17 protein-coding genes are annotated in these 15,681 nt (G+C 35.5%); 4 read left to right on the top strand and 13 right to left on the bottom strand.

From position 1 onward, the window contains the following. The first annotated feature begins 114 nt into the window (after positions 1 to 114). Complete coding sequence (dapF, locus tag QOX03_RS07610) at positions 115 to 885, top strand: diaminopimelate epimerase (protein ID WP_283670655.1); 771 nt, start codon at positions 115 to 117, stop codon at positions 883 to 885. Between the two features lie 3 nt (positions 886 to 888). Further along, positions 889 to 1,899 (top strand): endolytic transglycosylase MltG, encoded by a 1,011-nt coding sequence (mltG, locus tag QOX03_RS07615; protein WP_283670656.1) that lies wholly within the window; start codon positions 889 to 891, stop codon positions 1,897 to 1,899. A 57-nt stretch (positions 1,900 to 1,956) separates the two neighbouring features. Here the strand turns inward: mltG and nadD are convergent, their stop codons facing one another. Further along, the gene (nadD, locus tag QOX03_RS07620) at positions 1,957 to 2,535 is read right to left on the bottom strand and encodes a nicotinate (nicotinamide) nucleotide adenylyltransferase (protein WP_283670657.1); all 579 of its coding nucleotides are present in this window, start codon (positions 2,533 to 2,535) and stop codon (positions 1,957 to 1,959) included. 38 nt (positions 2,536 to 2,573) lie between these two features. Here nadD and QOX03_RS07625 point away from each other — a divergent pair, with 38 nt between their 5' ends. Beyond that, on the top strand, positions 2,574 to 3,065 hold the full coding sequence (locus QOX03_RS07625) for a regulatory protein RecX (RefSeq protein ID WP_283670658.1): 492 nt from the start codon (positions 2,574 to 2,576) through the stop codon (positions 3,063 to 3,065). Here QOX03_RS07625 and QOX03_RS07630 read toward each other — a convergent pair. The 10 genes from QOX03_RS07630 to QOX03_RS07675 all read right to left on the bottom strand — a co-directional run bounded on the left by QOX03_RS07630 (position 3,029) and on the right by QOX03_RS07675 (position 12,400). Further along, positions 3,029 to 3,622 carry an aminotransferase class IV gene (locus tag QOX03_RS07630; RefSeq protein WP_283670659.1) on the bottom strand — a complete coding sequence of 198 codons (594 nt, stop codon included), beginning with the start codon at positions 3,620 to 3,622 and terminating at the stop codon, positions 3,029 to 3,031. The two genes, QOX03_RS07625 and QOX03_RS07630, sit on opposite strands and share 37 nt — an antisense overlap. Continuing rightward, positions 3,619 to 4,575 (bottom strand): aminodeoxychorismate synthase component I, encoded by a 957-nt coding sequence (locus QOX03_RS07635; protein ID WP_283670660.1) that lies wholly within the window; start codon positions 4,573 to 4,575, stop codon positions 3,619 to 3,621. The genes QOX03_RS07630 and QOX03_RS07635 overlap by 4 nt, the downstream gene beginning before the upstream one ends. A 1-nt stretch (position 4,576) precedes the next feature. After that, positions 4,577 to 4,981, bottom strand: a complete 405-nt coding sequence (locus QOX03_RS07640; RefSeq protein ID WP_283670661.1) for an OsmC family protein — start codon at positions 4,979 to 4,981, stop codon at positions 4,577 to 4,579. Further along, on the bottom strand, positions 4,974 to 6,083 hold the full coding sequence (locus QOX03_RS07645) for a THUMP domain-containing class I SAM-dependent RNA methyltransferase (protein WP_119059188.1): 1,110 nt from the start codon (positions 6,081 to 6,083) through the stop codon (positions 4,974 to 4,976). The genes QOX03_RS07640 and QOX03_RS07645 overlap by 8 nt, the downstream gene beginning before the upstream one ends. A gap of 197 nt (positions 6,084 to 6,280) precedes the next feature. Then, positions 6,281 to 7,618, bottom strand: coding sequence for an NADH:ubiquinone reductase (Na(+)-transporting) subunit F (gene nqrF, locus QOX03_RS07650; RefSeq protein ID WP_119059187.1), 1,338 nt, complete (start codon positions 7,616 to 7,618; stop codon positions 6,281 to 6,283). A 2-nt stretch (positions 7,619 to 7,620) separates the two neighbouring features. Next, a complete protein-coding gene (nqrE, locus tag QOX03_RS07655; RefSeq protein WP_119057722.1) occupies positions 7,621 to 8,361 on the bottom strand; it encodes an NADH:ubiquinone reductase (Na(+)-transporting) subunit E in 741 nt (246 codons plus the stop codon). Between the two features lie 11 nt (positions 8,362 to 8,372). Then, entirely contained in the window at positions 8,373 to 9,026 is a 654-nt protein-coding gene (locus QOX03_RS07660; RefSeq protein ID WP_283670662.1) for an NADH:ubiquinone reductase (Na(+)-transporting) subunit D, read from the bottom strand. A gap of 3 nt (positions 9,027 to 9,029) precedes the next feature. Further along, the gene (locus QOX03_RS07665; RefSeq protein WP_283670663.1) at positions 9,030 to 9,797 is read right to left on the bottom strand and encodes a Na(+)-translocating NADH-quinone reductase subunit C; all 768 of its coding nucleotides are present in this window, start codon (positions 9,795 to 9,797) and stop codon (positions 9,030 to 9,032) included. A gap of 1 nt (position 9,798) precedes the next feature. Beyond that, positions 9,799 to 11,034, bottom strand: a complete 1,236-nt coding sequence (locus QOX03_RS07670) for an NADH:ubiquinone reductase (Na(+)-transporting) subunit B (protein WP_283670664.1) — start codon at positions 11,032 to 11,034, stop codon at positions 9,799 to 9,801. A 13-nt stretch (positions 11,035 to 11,047) separates the two neighbouring features. Next, positions 11,048 to 12,400: a Na(+)-translocating NADH-quinone reductase subunit A gene (locus tag QOX03_RS07675; RefSeq protein ID WP_283670665.1), complete on the bottom strand. Its 1,353-nt coding sequence runs from the start codon at positions 12,398 to 12,400 to the stop codon at positions 11,048 to 11,050. 122 nt (positions 12,401 to 12,522) lie between these two features. Here QOX03_RS07675 and QOX03_RS07680 point away from each other — a divergent pair, with 122 nt between their 5' ends. Continuing rightward, complete coding sequence (locus QOX03_RS07680) at positions 12,523 to 13,722, top strand: type IX secretion system plug protein (protein WP_283670666.1); 1,200 nt, start codon at positions 12,523 to 12,525, stop codon at positions 13,720 to 13,722. Positions 13,723 to 13,813: 91 nt separating this feature from the next. On the opposite strand, the gene QOX03_RS07685 is transcribed toward QOX03_RS07680, so the two are convergent. Together QOX03_RS07685 and QOX03_RS07690 are read right to left on the bottom strand one after the other, a co-directional pair. Continuing rightward, positions 13,814 to 14,146 carry a phosphoribosylpyrophosphate synthetase gene (locus tag QOX03_RS07685; RefSeq protein WP_119057717.1) on the bottom strand — a complete coding sequence of 111 codons (333 nt, stop codon included), beginning with the start codon at positions 14,144 to 14,146 and terminating at the stop codon, positions 13,814 to 13,816. Between the two features lie 281 nt (positions 14,147 to 14,427). After that, complete coding sequence (locus tag QOX03_RS07690) at positions 14,428 to 15,480, bottom strand: fibrobacter succinogenes major paralogous domain-containing protein (protein WP_283670667.1); 1,053 nt, start codon at positions 15,478 to 15,480, stop codon at positions 14,428 to 14,430. Positions 15,481 to 15,681: the final 201 nt, after the last annotated feature.

Genomic DNA, 15,681 nt, shown 5'->3' on the forward strand with positions numbered 1-15,681 from the left:
ACAAATTTGATACCAATGAATTTTACGTTTCAAACGGTTTAACTTGGTTTAACATCACTTAAACTAACTTTAAATTATTTTTTGCCTTATTTTGCCATTAATTTATTTTAAATCATGGGAATTTATTTCTATAAATACCAAGGGACTGGGAATGATTTTGTAATGATAGATGCTATCAATCAATCAATTAAACTCAACAGGGAACAAATTAATCAACTTTGTGACCGTAAATTTGGTATTGGGGCTGATGGTTTAATAATTTTAACACGCCAACATGGCAATTTCTATATGAATTATTACAACAGCGATGGCAAAGAAAGTAGTATGTGCGGCAATGGTGGGCGTTGTTTTATAAAATTTTTATCTGATTTAAACTTGATTGAAAAAAAAGTTGAATTCTTTGCCATAGACGGCTGGCACAGCGGGAAAATCAATGAAAATCAAGTCAGTCTTGAATTAAAAAATATTTATGAGATTCAACAAAACAAAGATTTCATTTTTTTAGACACAGGCTCACCACATCACGTAGAATTTAGAGAAAACATTGATGATATTGATGTTGCTCAAGCAGGCAGAGCCATCCGATATTCTAAGCTTTACCCAAACGGAACGAATGTTAATTTTGTAGAAATCATTTCACCAGAAAAAATTAAAGTCCGAACTTACGAGCGTGGCGTAGAAGATGAAACGCTTTCGTGTGGCACTGGAGTTACGGCGGCGGCAATCAGTGCAAATTTTCTAAGCCTTATAAAAAACAAACAAATTTCTGTAGAAACAAAAGGCGGTGATTTGCAAGTCTGTTTTGATGAAAATGAATCCCAATATACCAACGTGTGGCTCACTGGGCCTGCGGAGCAAGTTTTCAAAGGTCTAATCGAAATTTAATTTATGAAAAAAATCCTTTTATTCATCATTATTTTAATCTTTTTCCAATCTTGTGGCTATCTGCAAGGGAATAAAGAAAATGTAGCAAAAGAAAGTGTTTTATACATTCCGCAAAACGCTAGTTACAAGCAAGTTTTAGATTCTCTAAGGCATAAACTGAGCGATGTAGAATCCTTCGACTCTTATGCCAAGACTAAAAATTATCAAAAAAACATTAAAGCTGGACGCTATATTTTAACTCCAGGGAAAACCAATGAAGAGTTGGTGAGCAAACTGATGCTCGGGGAAGAAGATGAAATAAATCTGATGATTACCAATGAGCCGACCATTTTCCATTTGGCTCGTGATGTTGCAAAAAAGATCACTGCCGATTCTGCTGAAATTGTAAATGCTATTTTAAATCACCCTCAACTTAAAGAAAAAGGTTTAGATTTAGAAACATCCAAAATTTATTTCATCCCCAATACCTATCGTTTTTTTTGGATAACAAGCGGGGAGGATTTTGTAAACCGAATGATAAAAGAACATGATGTCTTCTGGAACAAAAAGCGTTTGGAAAAATTAAAAAATTCAGGAATGACGGAATTAGAAGTCTACACCTTGGCTTCCATCGTGCAAATGGAATCAAGCAAAATAGATGAGCAGCCCAAAGTCGCTAGAGCTTACCTAAATCGCTTAGAACAAGGGCATTACCTACAAGCTGACCCAACTTCTGTCTATGCTTGGAAATTGCAAAATGGCTTCACACAGCAGGTGCAGCGCGTCTACCACAAACACTTGAAAACCATCTCTGCCTACAATACTTACAAAAACCCAGGTTTACCGCCTGCACCTATTACATTGCCCAATCCGTCAGCTATAGATGCAGTTTTGAGCCCAGCCAAGCATGATTTCATTTTCTTTGCGGCTGACCCTGACCGCCCAGGTTATCATAATTTCACCAGTAGCTATGCTGAACATCTAAAAAATGCTAAAAAGTACCACAATTGGCTGAAAGCAAATAACATTAAATAATTTGGGGGCAAGTGTTTATTTAAATTTTAGTAAAATTTTTTAAGGCTTAAAAAATTTTTATTGATACAAATTGCTCCCGTCTATAAAGTGAAAAACTTCTGGCGGCAGAAGTGGTCGCACATTTTTTTTCTCAGCAATAGCTTGACGAATGAACGTGGAAGAAATTTCAATCACAGGGGCATTTTCTACTCTAAAGATTCGCTGCATATCCACTTGTGGCGTTTTACTGCCAGGGTGTAAGCGCGGGTAAACCCAAATATCATATTCGCTGACCAAAAACTCTGAATTTCTCCATTTGTGCAAGCCTCCTAAATTATCTTCACCCATGATGAGCGAAAATTCATGATGCGGGTATTTCTCTCTCAAAATGGCTAAAGTTGTCACCGTATAATTAGGCTGTTGCAACCTAAATTCAATCGTGCTAGAAAATAAATTTGGGTAATTTTCTATCGCCAACTCCACCATATTGAGCCGCGTGTAATCATCAGTAAGGTTTTCATTTTTTTTGAACGGACTGCGAGGCGTCACTACAAACCATACTTGGTCTAAACTTGAATATTGCTGAATGTGGTGGGCTAAAATTAAATGCCCCTGATGAATGGGGTTGAAGGTTCCAAAAAATAATCCAATCTTCATATTTGTAGTTTTTCGATGTAAAAATATAATTTAGCAACGTGAAACCACAAAAATCTTTTACTGTCGACGAAATTAAGGAAAAAATGGGGCATTATTGTGCTTACCAAGACCGATGCCATTTTGATGTAGAGAAAAAATTGAATGAATTCCATCTGATTCCTGAAGCTCGAGAAGCAATTTTGATTTACTTGATTCAAGAAAATTTTTTGAATGAAGAGCGTTTTGCTCACAGTTTTGTGCGAGGGAAGTTTAATCAAAAAAAGTGGGGGAAATTGAAAATTAAAGTGGAATTAAAAAAACGTTCAATCCTGCCCCGATTGGTTGAGCAAAGTCTGAGCAAGGAAATCGATGCAGATGAATATTACCAAACGGCAAAAGATTTAATTCAGAAAAAAATCCAACTTATTCAAGAAAAAAATGAGTTCCGTAGAAAAATGAAAGTAGTGAATTATATGCAACAAAAGGGCTATGAATCGGCACTTATTTTTGAGATTTATGAGGATTTATCAAACAATATTTCAATAGGGTAAATATTTTCTTCCAAATCCAGCATGGCGTTAATCAAACCAAATTTCTCAAAATCCACCAAGTTTTTCACGCCAATTCCTAAGGGTTTAATTAATTTATTATCTAGTAAAAACTGCCGTTTTGTCCCGTTGAGCAGATAAGTTTCTGGCGTGAACCATTCCCGATTTTTGTAAAAAACTAAATTAGCGTAGCTGCTGTCTGTGATTTGATTTTTCTGGATGAAAATAGGTTCAAATTTTTGAAAGGCTTTAAAAAAATCTCTGTTTTTATATTTAAAAGAATAATCAAAACCTTCCGCTTCTACCAATGTAAAATGCTTATGCTGCTGCGCCTGATACGCTTGCCATTCCACTAAATGAACTTTCTCGGCGTATTCCACTCTGATTTTTATTTTCCCTTTTTGGGGAATTTCTAAAGGCTTTAAAAATTCTTCTAATTCAAAAGCTTTTCTTTTAAAATTTTGCTGAAAAGTCTGATTAACCCGCCGTTGATGATACGCTAAATTTCTAATTTCACCATCGATGGCACAGATGCTTTCAATGAATTTTTTTTCTATCATCTAGGGATATATATTTTATCTTGAATTTCCTGATATTCCTCTTTTGCTATGCTCTGAGCTGTAATGCCGCCACCGCTTTTGTAAAAAAATTGCCCATCTATTTTCTCAATAAAACGGATCATCACAGCGGTATTTAAATTTTTGCCATCAAAATGCCCCGCAATTCCAGTATAGAAACCCCGCTGATGCGTTTCTGCAGAGTGGATGATTTCTAAAGTTTTTGGTTTTGGTGCGCCCGAAATAGAACCTGCTGGCAATAATTTTTGAAGCATTTCGCCCATTTGGTTTTGCCAATTTTGCGGTAACTTCCCTTCAATTTCTGAACTGGCTTGGTAAATCGACCCTTTTTGCGTTTTAATTTCCTCCAAGTACCTAAATTTATTGACTTTCACTTCTTTTGAAATCAAATTCAAATCGTTTCTCAGCAAATCAACAATGGTAAAATGCTCTGCTAATTCCTTTAGATTTTGGATTAATTTCTCTTTCGCTTGTGGAATTTCTGCATTGATGGTTCCTTTCATCGGGAAAGTGAAAATTTTATTTTCTCGCGTCGAGATAAAGGTTTCTGGCGAAAAACAAACCCATTTATCTTTAAATAAAATTTTGTATTTAGCTCGGCTGGTTTCAAAAATTTCTTTTAGTGAATAATTAATTTCTAAAGGCGTAGAAAATGTTAGATTAGCTAAATAAGAATCACCACGTTGCAGAGCATTTTGCACGATTTTATAAGCCTTAAAAAATTTTTTTTCATCAATGGGCTTAGGGTAAATTTCCAAAGGCTTTAAATTTTTTTTTGATTTTTCTGAAAAATCAAAAATGACATCGCTGTTTTCTTTTTCAGAAAAAACATGTCCATTTTCTCCTGTAAAATCAATGATAAAATAGCAAGGCTTCTGAGCTTTGCCATGCTGGTTTAAAGTTTCAACCCAGGAAGTAGAAAAATCAATTGCCAAATTAGTCTAAAATTACAGGATTAGCTGCTTGAATAACCTTTGAAACTGGGCATTTAGAGCTGATTTCATACAAGCGTTGCTTTTGCTCTTTGGTTAATTTTTCATCATTTTCAAAACTGATATTTTTATGAAACTCCAACTCATTATTATCATTTTTGATGCTATAAATTTCCACAAAAATTTCTCCTGTTTTCCATTCTTTTCTATCAGCATACATTCTAAGCGTAATCCCGATGCAACCCGCCAGTGCGCTTGCAAGGGCATCCATGGGTGTCATTCCTTGGTTGGTCCCCCCTTGGTCTTCTGGCTCATCCAAGGTTAAAGCAAATCCTCTAGCGTTGATTGTTCCTTTGTAGCCTCCTTCAGGGAGTTTAAAGCTAACTTCATTACTTTTTCTTTTATTCATAAATTTCGTATTTAACAAATTCTGTTTCGATTTTCCCGTTGTACATCTTCATCTTCTGTGTAGGTTTCAGCCCAATATTTTTAATTTCTTCGGTGTCTGAAGTGATTAGCCAAACATAGGTATTTGGGTAATTTTCTTTAAAAGTTTCCCCCATTTTTTGATAAAAATCTTCGGTAGAAATTTCCATCCTTTCGCCATAAGGTGGATTAAAAATGACTAGCAGTGGGAATAAATCTTTTTTCGTTTGGAAGAAGTTGACTTGCTTTAATTTTATAAAATCCTGTAAATTAGCGCTTTTCACATTTTGCTCTGCAACTTTTACCATTAGCATATTAATGTCATAACCCCATATTTCTCCTGAAAAATCTTGAATTCGATTCAACCGAGTTTCTTTAATTTTCTCCCATAATTTGGCATCAAAATCCTTCCAATGCATAAAAGAAAAATCTTTACGGTGCAATTGAGCGGGGATGTTCATCGCTATCATCGCCGCTTCTATAGGCAGGGTTGCACTACCACACATTGGGTCAAGAAAATTGCCTTTGCCTTCCCAACCTGCCATTTTGAGCAGTCCTGCAGCCATAACTTCATTGATGGGTGCAGGGCCAGTCTCAACGCGATACCCTCTCTTGAAAAGTGGTTCTCCTGAGGTATCCAAAGATAGGGTGACCGTCGTGTGAGATATGTGTAAATTGACGATAATATCAGGTTGATTTTTTTCGACATTTGGTCTCTTGCTGAACTTTTCCATAAAACGATCTGCAATAGCGTCTTTTACTCGTAAAGCAGCAAATTGAGAATGTTTAAAGTTGGGTGAGTAAATCGTAAAATCAATACGAAAGGTTTGATTGAAATTAAATATTTCTTCCCAAGTAAAGTCTTTGGCTAATTCATAAAGTTCATCTTCGTTTTTAGCTTTTGCTTTTTTCAAAGGTTTTAAAATCCGTAGAGCTGTACGCAAACTATAGTTGGCTTTGTACATAAAGCCTGTATCACCGTAGAATTCAACCAATCTGTTTTTTATTTTGACATCTGCTCCACCGAGCTCACTGACTTCTTTGGCTAAAATAGTTTCAAAACCATAAAGCGTTTTGGCTTGCATTAAAAAGTTTTCCACTCTGTAAATTTAAGGAAAGATTTATTTAAAGTGTTATTTCCTTTAAAATTTTCTAAGGCTTTATTTAAATAAAAATTTTTATTGGGTTAAATAACTGGAATTTGAAAAATAAGTGAATAAGCTTTTAAATCATCTCATTCTTAAAAAATAAAAGGTGGTTTTATTTACCACCTTTTATTTTTTTATCCTCCGAAATCATCAAATCTTACATTCTCTTTTGGTACCCCAAATTCATCGCACATCTTTACGACAGCATCATTCATTAATGGTGGTCCACAAAAGTAAAACTCTACATCTTCTGGTGTTTCGTGTTGATTCAGATAATTATCTATCAACGCTTGATGAACAAAACCTACGAAACCATCACCTTCTTGGTCATGAATATCCTTTTTAGCTTTCCAATTATCTTCTTCTAAAGGCTCAGATAGCACCAAATAAAAATTGAAATTATCAAATTTTTGAGCTAAATCCTCAAAATATCTCACATAGAAAAGTTCTCTTTTAGACCGACCTCCATACCAATAAGATACTTTTCGGTTTGTCTTTAAGGTATGGAATAATTGATAAAGGTGTGAACGCATCGGCGCCATTCCTGCTCCACCACCAATGTAGATCATTTCTGAATCGGAATCCTCATTGATAAAGAATTCACCAAAAGGTCCTGAAATCACACACTCATCACCTTCTTTTAAACTAAAGATATAAGAGGAAGCAACACCTGGGTTCACATCCATCCATTTGTTATTCTTTCTATCAAATGGAGGTGTTGCGATACGTACATTTAGCATGATTTCTCTTCCTTCAGCAGGATAAGAAGCCATTGAATAAGCTCGTTCCACTCCTTCCTCATCATTTTTCATCACAAGCGACCAAAGACCGAATTTATCCCATTCCATCTTAAATTTATCAGGTTCTCCTGGATGATCTTCAGGGTGAGCAGTAATATCCATATCTTTGAATTGAATAGTACATTTAGGTACTTCAATTTGAATATACCCTCCTGCCTTGTATTCCATATCTTCTGGAATTTCAACTACAAATTCCTTGATAAAAGATGCTACGTTGTAATTTCTAACGACTTTTGCTTTAAATTTTTTAATTCCAAAAATTTCTTCTGGAATTCTAATTTTCATGTCTTGTTTTACTTTCACTTGACATGCTAAACGAGCTCCTTGCTGAAGTTCTTTTCTTGTGAAGTGGGGTGTTTCGGTAGGTAAGGCTTCTCCTCCTCCTTCGTCTACATGGCATTCACATTGAAGGCAAGTACCTCCACCACCACATGCAGAGGGTAAAAATATTTTCTTTTCTCCTAATGTTGACAATAAAGACCCTCCTGAAGGGACTGTAATCTTTTCATTATCATTTATCGTAACTTGAACAGGCCCTGATGGAGCTAATTTTTGTTTTGTAAATAATAAAATACCTACTAAAAATAAAATTAATACTAAAAATGCAACTACTGCTGCCAATATAGTCGTTCCTGCTGAAGCTGCTGCAAATGTATAAAGTAATAAATTCATTGTTATTTATTTTCTTTTAAATCAACATACGCTGTATTTTTACTTTTTTCAGCGTTGTCTTCATGAATATTTTTATTTTCTTGAATTTGAGCAGAACTTTCTTCTACTTCTGTTTTTTTACCATCACTGGTTAACATTCCACCAAAGCTCATAAATCCAATGGCCATCAATCCTGTTGTGATAAATGTAATTCCTAACCCTCGTAGCGGAGCTGGAACATGAGAATATCTTATTTTTTCTCGTATAGCAGCAATGGCTAGTATAGCTAAAAACCAACCAATCCCAGAGCTTATTCCATAGTTGAAAGCTAAGCCTATAGAAGGAATATCTCTCGATTGCATGAATAAAGAGCCTCCTAAAATGGCACAATTTACAGCAATTAAAGGTAAGAAAATACCTAGTGAGTTATATAAAGAAGGTGCAAATTTTTCTACAATAATTTCCACTAACTGAACCATGGTTGCTATGGTTGCAATAAACAGAATGAATGAAAGAAAGCTTAAATTGACATCTGCAAATTGTGGTCCTATCCAAGCTAAAGCTCCATCTCTTAATACATATTGATCTAAAAGCCAGTTCATTGGAACTGTGACAGCTAATACAAATATAACGGCCGCACCTAATCCAACTGCGGTCGAAACTTTTTTAGAAACTGCCAAGTAAGAGCACATTCCTAAAAAAGTTGCAAATACCATATTGTTAACAAATATGGATTTAAAAAATAATTCGATATGTTCTAACATTGTTAATGAAATTAGTGAGCTTCGCTCTCAATTAGTTTTTTATTTTTAATTCTTTGAATCCAAATGATAATACCCAAAGTTATTAATGCCATTGGAGATAACAACATGAAACCATTATTTTCATAGCCCAAAGCATATAGGCCTGTTTTCTGTATAGGGTCTCCTAATACAGGGTATCCTAATAATGTTCCTGAACCTAAAAGTTCTCTAAAGAAACCTACAATAATTAGAATAATTCCATACCCAGCCGCATTACCTATACCATCTAAAAATGAATCCCAGGGCTTATTACCTAAAGCAAATGCTTCAAAACGTCCCATAATAATACAATTGGTAATAATCAAACCAATAAATACAGAAAGTTGCTTGCTCAGCTCATAAGCAAAAGCTTTCAAAACTTGGTCTACAATAATTACTAGTGCTGCTACAACTACCAATTGTACTATAATTCTAATTTTAGAAGGTATAACATTTCTCAGTAAAGAAATTACAACATTTCCCATTCCTAACACAAATACAACTGATAGCGCCATTACAATCGAAGCCTTCAATTGTGCTGTAATCGCTAATGCCGAACAAATCCCAAGTACTTGAACCGTGATAGGGTTATCATCATTCAATGGATTTGTGACTAGAGCTCTGTGCTTTTTTGATAATAAAGCCATAATTTATTTTTTTGATAATTTAAGAAGATATGGCAAGTACATATCTAATGTGTTATTAATCATTGCTGTGACACCATCTCCTGTAATAGTCGCTCCAGAGATTGCATCTACTTTAAAGTCATCTTTTCTTTCATTTAGAGGGTCCATATTTCCTTTTGCTACAGTAATTCCTTCTAAATTGTTATTCTCATCAAGAATTTTTTCACCATGAAAATCATCCATGAAATAGCGTTCTTTAATATTCGCCCCTAAACCTGGAGTCTCACTTGCGTGATCGAAATAAACGCCCTGCACTTCCAAGTCATTATTTAAAGCTAAATAACCCCAAATAGCATCCCACAAACCTTTCCCTCTCATCGGTATGATATAAAATTCTTGATTATCTCTCTCTCCTATGAAAAGAGGAAGTCTTCTTTGGTAGTCTGTTTTTTTTGATAATTCTTCTTCTTTTTTGATATCAATGGTAAAAGCTTCAGGATCTTCTTTCATTTCATCTCCTTGCAAAACATATTGTTTCTTGATGTATTTCTTAAATTCAGTTTCCGCTTTTTCTGCTGGGATAAAGTTTACTGATCCTGCCCCCGTGTAAGGTTCTTCATCTTGATTTTCACCCATTGCATATAAAATATTCTGCTGAGTCTCTAATCTTTCGTTTTCTTTTATTTTACCGTTAAGAGATGATGCTACAAAAGCCAATATAGCCCCTACAACTACCACCATTATAACAGCAAAAACAACTGTATATACGTTACTGTCAGTATTTTTTGCCATCTTACGCTGTTTTAACCTTTATTCTTTTTTTACGTTTTTTAATATTTCCTTGAATGATATAATAATCAATCGTAGGAGCAAATACATTCATTAATAAAATTGCTAACATTACGCCCTCAGGGTATGCTGGATTAAAAATTCGTATCATAATAGCAATAAAACCTGCTAAAAATCCATATATCCATTTTCCTTTATTCGTTTGAGATGCTGTCACTGGATCTGTTGTCATATATACCGCACCAAAAGCAAATCCACCAAGTAATAAATGCTTCCACCAAGGAGTACTCATCAATCCATAAAATTTACTTCCTGCATCAACCCATCCGCTTGTTACTGCAAAATTAAAAATTAATCCCATCACTATTCCGCCTAAGAATGTTGACAATATAATCCTCCAACTTCCTACTTTAGTAAAGATTAGATACAACGCCCCTAAAAGAATAAGCAATGTAGAGGTTTCACCCACGGAACCAGGAATAAAACCTAAAAACATATCCATTACACTATAAGATATGCTGTGATTTTGAGCTAAAGAACCTAAGATGGTTTCTCCCGAAATAGCATCAATATTAGCTCCAGCAGCAATTTCATTGGTTCTTTCTACAGCTCCTTGCACCCATACTTTATCTCCACTCATCCAAGTCGGGTAAGCGAAGAATAAAAATGCACGGATGGTAAGGGCTGGATTTAGGATATTCATTCCTGTACCTCCAAAAACCTCTTTCCCTATCACAACGCCAAAAGCTACTGCTACCGCTAACATCCATAATGGCAAATCAATTGGTACAATCAACGGCACCAACATGCCAGTAACCAAATAACCTTCTTCTACTTCATGTCCTTTGATTGCTGCAAACAAAAATTCAACTCCTAGACCAACTCCGTAGGAAACAATAAGCAAGGGAAGTATTTTCTTTAAGCCTATCCAAATGTAATCCCAAGCCATTCCTGTGCTGAATGAATCTAAAAATCCAGGAACAGGAGCGTTGTAAGCCGCGTCATTCAAAAAATGTTGGTAGCCCGCATTCCATATCCCAAAAAGCAAGCATGGAATTAAAGCTATAATGACTGTATTCATCACCCTCTTTAAATCTGACGCGTCATGAATCTGAGAGCCTCTGTCTGCAGAAACAATATTTGGCGTATATAAAAAGGTATGAAATGCGTTGAATACAGGAGATATTTTGGTCCCTCTGTATTTTTCTTTTAAATTATGTAAACTATTTTTTAAACTCATTTTTTCTTGAAATTTAACCAACCTCTCTTATCATATTATCAAGCCCTTTTCTGATGATTTGCTGGTGTGGAAGTTTGGATACACACACAAACTCCGTTAGAGCAAAATCTTCTGGTGCTACTTCATAAATCCCCAAACCTTCTAGTTCATCTATATCATTATAAAGACAAGCTTTCATCAATTGCATCGGGTAAATATCTAAAGGAAATACATTTTCATAAACTCCCGTTAAAACAAAAGCTCGTTCTTCCCCGTTGGTATTAGTCGTTAAATTATACTTCTTATTTGGAGTCAAAAAAGAAAACATGTTTGCCCTCAAAACACTGAACTTATTAGACTGAGGTAAAGTCCAGCCAAAGAATGCATAGTCATCTCCTTCTTCCAGCACACAAACCTGATTGGTATAAAAACCAAGGTATTCATCTAACGAAGATTTCTCTCCGCTGATAGGCGTTCCTTGAATAAATCTATTATTATCACTCACAAAATCAAATCCTGAAACTACATCGGAAATCTTTGACCCATAAATTGTTCTTACATAATGTGGGTTTTGTACTTGGCCGCCGTTCACAGCTACAATTTTTTCAAAATTAACTTTCCCTGTAATTGCCAATTCTCCAATTACGGCTACATCTTCAGGTTTTACCACCCAAATCTTTTCACCTTTATTGATGGGATTAACTTTTGCAATTTGTGTACTCACATTTCCTACTGGATGAGGACCATAAGCTTTGTGAGTTTCAACATTAGCCAAATCAGCTAAGTCAGAATTTCCTTTACCATTTACAGTGTAATGGATTTTACCGCTAGTTAATTTAGACAAAACGTCAATTCCTTTCTGTAAGAACTCTTTTTTATCTTTTAACAGCACTTCCACCTCTGCTGCCAATGGCCCAGAATTATACCCTGAAATAAAAATATCTCTCGGCTCATCTTCTGGGTTTGCTATCACATCATAAGGTCTTTGCTTGATAAAAGGCCACACTCCCGCTTTTAGCAGTAAATCCTTAATTTCTTCAGCTGATTTTTGCTCAATTCCCTGAACCTCGTGCAAAACAGACTCTTGACTTCCGCTAGGTTCTATCAAAATATCTAAAATCACACGCTTGGCTCCTCGCCTCACTTCTTTCACCACACCAGAAACTGGCGAAGGAAATACAATTTTCTCATTAATTTTAGAATGGAAAACTGCTTCTCCCGCTTTTACTGAATCGCCTTCTCTTTTAATCAAACGTGGCGTAATACCATGAAAATTTTTAGGGGCTAGCGCAAATTCCTTAGAAAAAGGCGCTGTAGAAATCTCTGGCCGAGCCGCTCCTACTAACTTAATATCTAAACCTTTGCTAATTCTTATGTCTTTGGACATCTTAAAAAATTACAATATTCCGCACAAAAATACATTTATTCTGTCATCTACAAAAAACCCCAGCCGCTAATTTCTTGAAAAATTTATTAAGACTTAAAAAAAATAATTTAATTTTACCTCTTATGTATAAATACTTACTTTTATTATTCTGTGGTTTATCTTTCTTGCACGCTCAATCTGTTGCTACGATTCGTCTGATAAACACTCAAAGAAACGATTCAAACCCTGTGATGGAAATCAATCAAAAAATGATTTTATCTTTTGACATTCTAAATCAAACTTCTACCCAGCTCTCCTACAAAATCACACGCTATGATGCCCGTTGGAAGAAAAGCAATGCTTTTGACTCAGAGTTTTCGACTGGTTTTTTATCCAATCGAATTAGAGATTACCAGCATTCCTTTAATACACGACAAAATTACACCCATTACCGATTAGAAATTCCTAACCGTGATTTTAAAATTACAATGAGTGGAAATTATAAAATTGAAGTTTTAAACAACGATAAAGTGCTTTTCTCTCGTCGTTTTATCGTCTACGAAAACCTTGCTTCTATTGGTTTAAAAGTCGATCGGTTCCCGCATGCTGATGGAGCTAATCAAAAAATTGAAGCCTTGGTAAATTCACAGAAAATGGATTTCACCAAAACGCAAGATTACCAGTTATGGATTTATAAAAATAATAACCTGAACAATCATTTAATTCTGCATGATGCTTCTTTTCTACAAAATCATCAAATGCAATTTGCACAAAATCATTTACGCTTCCAAGGAGGGGTAGAATATCAATTTTTTGACACTAAAAATTTAAATATTGCAGGTCTAACTACCGAAAATATTATAAAAGACAGCATTACCCAAACAATTTTACACCCCATTAAATTTAATCCTGATTTACCATACCTAGATCGTCCTGATATTAATGGAGATTTTTACCCACGAGTTTTTAAAGGAAATCAAGAGCTCTCCCCCGACATCCAAGCCGACTACACGCGCGTTCACTTTGCTCTCGATGCGCCAAATTTATCTTTAAGCTCCAAAATTTGTGTTTTTGGAGCGTTTAACAATTTTGAATGCACCGAAGATGATTACTTAATCTACGACGCCACTAGCGGCTATTGGGTCTGCGACCGCCTACTGAAGCAAGGCTACTACAACTATAGTTTTGCCTTGGTGGAAGATGAAATTTTGAAACCAGAAAAAATCACTGGATCTTTTTGGGAAACAGAGAACGAATATAGTGCAATTTTATATTACCGCCCGTGGGGTAGCCGCTATGATTTAGCCGTGGGGTTTGGAGAAGGATTTTCTCAAGCCAAATAACGATAAATTTTTTAAGCCTTAAAAAATTTTAAATCTCAAAAAAAGGAGTCCCTCACAAGAAACTCCTTTCCATTTAAAAGCTGCTTAGATTCTATTTAGAATCTTCATTTTTATCCATCGGGATTTTTTTAAGCAATTCAGGGTCTTGTGCCGACTCTGAACCTCCCATATTATCCAACATTGTTCCCTTTACTCCATCTTTAGCCTCTATCACATACAGCACCATATTATCACTAGGATTTGACATTCCTTCAAAACGTGCATCGGCAACAATTTTTAACTCCTCGGGCTGATATTCTTTCTGACTAGAAAGAGCGTAGACTTTGCCTTCCTTTGTATCAAACTCTTCCGCATAGCCACTTTCTCTCAAAGCTGCCTGTGCTTCCACTACTGTATCAAACTTTCTTAAATCTTGTAAATTCATTATTTTAATTTTAAGAAGATTTAAATCAAAAACTATACCTTGAAAAGGATGAAAGTTACTTTCAAACCCATTATCCCTTTTAATTTAGTAGAATAAGTGATGCAAACAGCTAAAATTTACCACACTTAAGGCTAACTGATAATATGATAATTACACTAGCTTTCTAAGCTCCAAGACTTTTTGTAGCCTTAATTTCTTAATAAAAATTTTAATGAAATAAAAAGCATTAAACTAAAAAAAGCTATAAAAAAATAGCCCTCCTTACGGAGGGCTAAAAAGCTTTAATCTTTAATACAACGCACGTTCTTCCCTGCATATCGGAGGGTGCCGGAGTAGTACACATAGCCGTAGTTGTTGCCATCGCTGTGGAAGTAAAACGTATCAGAGCGGTAGAATGCATCCTCAGAAGAGCTACTCCAGTAGGTCCCAGAACCATCGTTCTCCAGTGAACCATCAAAGTCACGGGAGCCACCAGTTGCAAGGTTTGGCAACTTAGTCTGTGTAAACATTCTATTATCATCACGTTCTAAAAGATTGATTAATACCGTCCACTCCTCTATAGTCGGAACATGGTAACCTAACGGGCAAGGGTTATTAACTCCGCCTGCTTGCCACAACTGTATTTCTGAACCTGATGCTTTTTCACCTCCGTCTACCCAGTCAAAACTGTCAGTAATAAACTTCCCTGCTGCTTCGCCTGTGTTTGTCCAACTTGAGGCTTTTTCTCTGGTTTTTTCTGAATTCTTAAACTCATGCCCATCACTCGCTCGCTGCCATTGGTAATATGAACCGTAGAGATTTTCGTCAGTGTGGATAGTTTCTCCTGTTTTATTAACGGTAGGGTTAAAATGAGGACTATTTATGTTGGCGTATTCTGCTCCAAGGTTGAGGTTGAGCCATGTTTTATTATAATTAGTATCAGTATAATAATCAGTTACATTTACAGTTGTAGCGCAATACACAAAATCATGCTTGCCGTCACCAAAGTGCTTATCAAAAATTATGTTTTCTGGCGTACATTTTTTGATTTTATTGATGATATCCCCTGCTCTGTCTGGATACTTCTTACGAATATAATCTATCCTTATCTCATTCAATATTTCTCTTTTAATCTCTGAGAGGCTTGTGCGATTCACCTTTTGGTCATTTTCATCCCATATTAAAATCCAATCGGTCTTTTCTTTCTCCTCAACATCTTGTATGCGCAGGTCTCCTTTTTGGTTGTCTTTTGCGCTGATGTCTAGCATGGCTTGTGGCTCTTCTGTGTTAATGCCCACCTGAGCCATAGCTAAAGCTCCTGGCAATACAACGAAAGAAAGTAATAATTTCTTCATTTGTTTTAATTTTTTTTGGTTATTTTTTTTTTGATTTATTCTTTTCTTCATTAAATTTTTGCTGTTTTTTTGCAACTTTTTTTTGCTTCTTCATTTAGAAAGAGCCCCAACCCGTGAGGCTCTTCTTTTTGAAGAAATTACTACTCTCACACAGGTGAAAATAGAAAAACCGCACAAGATTTTCTTGCACGGCTTTGAGGT

Source organism: Candidatus Ornithobacterium hominis (genome assembly GCF_951229915.1).
GTDB classification, from domain to species: Bacteria; Bacteroidota; Bacteroidia; order Flavobacteriales; family Weeksellaceae; genus Ornithobacterium; species Ornithobacterium hominis.

Coding starts and splice junctions, on each gene's coding strand:
- dapF (WP_283670655.1), top strand. CDS start 115: ATGGGAATTTATTTCTATAAATACCAAGGGACTGGGAATGATTTTGTA.
- mltG (WP_283670656.1), top strand. CDS start 889: ATGAAAAAAATCCTTTTATTCATCATTATTTTAATCTTTTTCCAATCT.
- nadD (WP_283670657.1), bottom strand. CDS start 2,535: ATGAAGATTGGATTATTTTTTGGAACCTTCAACCCCATTCATCAGGGG.
- QOX03_RS07630 (WP_283670659.1), bottom strand. CDS start 3,622: ATGATAGAAAAAAAATTCATTGAAAGCATCTGTGCCATCGATGGTGAA.
- QOX03_RS07640 (WP_283670661.1), bottom strand. CDS start 4,981: ATGAATAAAAGAAAAAGTAATGAAGTTAGCTTTAAACTCCCTGAAGGA.
- QOX03_RS07645 (WP_119059188.1), bottom strand. CDS start 6,083: ATGCAAGCCAAAACGCTTTATGGTTTTGAAACTATTTTAGCCAAAGAA.
- nqrF (WP_119059187.1), bottom strand. CDS start 7,618: ATGAATTTATTACTTTATACATTTGCAGCAGCTTCAGCAGGAACGACT.
- nqrE (WP_119057722.1), bottom strand. CDS start 8,361: ATGTTAGAACATATCGAATTATTTTTTAAATCCATATTTGTTAACAAT.
- QOX03_RS07660 (WP_283670662.1), bottom strand. CDS start 9,026: ATGGCTTTATTATCAAAAAAGCACAGAGCTCTAGTCACAAATCCATTG.
- QOX03_RS07665 (WP_283670663.1), bottom strand. CDS start 9,797: ATGGCAAAAAATACTGACAGTAACGTATATACAGTTGTTTTTGCTGTT.
- QOX03_RS07670 (WP_283670664.1), bottom strand. CDS start 11,034: ATGAGTTTAAAAAATAGTTTACATAATTTAAAAGAAAAATACAGAGGG.
- QOX03_RS07675 (WP_283670665.1), bottom strand. CDS start 12,400: ATGTCCAAAGACATAAGAATTAGCAAAGGTTTAGATATTAAGTTAGTA.
- QOX03_RS07680 (WP_283670666.1), top strand. CDS start 12,523: ATGTATAAATACTTACTTTTATTATTCTGTGGTTTATCTTTCTTGCAC.
- QOX03_RS07685 (WP_119057717.1), bottom strand. CDS start 14,146: ATGAATTTACAAGATTTAAGAAAGTTTGATACAGTAGTGGAAGCACAG.
- QOX03_RS07690 (WP_283670667.1), bottom strand. CDS start 15,480: ATGAAGAAATTATTACTTTCTTTCGTTGTATTGCCAGGAGCTTTAGCT.